The sequence below is a fragment of the Mesorhizobium sp. M8A.F.Ca.ET.161.01.1.1 genome, assembly GCF_004792105.1.
In the GTDB taxonomy this organism is placed as follows: domain Bacteria; phylum Pseudomonadota; class Alphaproteobacteria; order Rhizobiales; family Rhizobiaceae; genus Mesorhizobium.
Genome location: NZ_SRTD01000487.1, coordinates 1 through 283, shown reverse-complemented (window position 1 = coordinate 283; position 283 = coordinate 1). Strand labels below are relative to the sequence as shown.

At 60.8% G+C, this 283-nt stretch carries 1 pseudogene; it reads left to right on the top strand.

Annotated elements, in window-relative coordinates:
* Window positions 1–268: pseudogene (locus EN804_RS36675) on the top strand (DNA primase); the annotation flags it as partial.
* Between the last annotated feature and the right edge of the window lie 15 nt (window positions 269–283).

Genomic DNA, 283 nt, shown 5'->3' with positions numbered 1-283 from the left:
GATCAAACGGGCGCGGCAATGGCCGGCACTGGAGACGGCGGCGCTCGAGGATGCCCGCGACGCGCTGAACCAGGCGCTGCACTTGCAGCGTAGCGCGCGCACATTACATAAGGAACTGAAAGCGGCGGAAGCGGCGATGGATGCGGATCCTTCGGACGAGAACTTCCGCCATTTGATCGAAATTCAGGCGCAATTTCAGGATGTACAGGCCACGGAAGCGCTGATCGAAGGGTTTGGCGTATCCTCGGGCAGGGCCGGGCGAGCCTAAGTGTCGATAAGTACA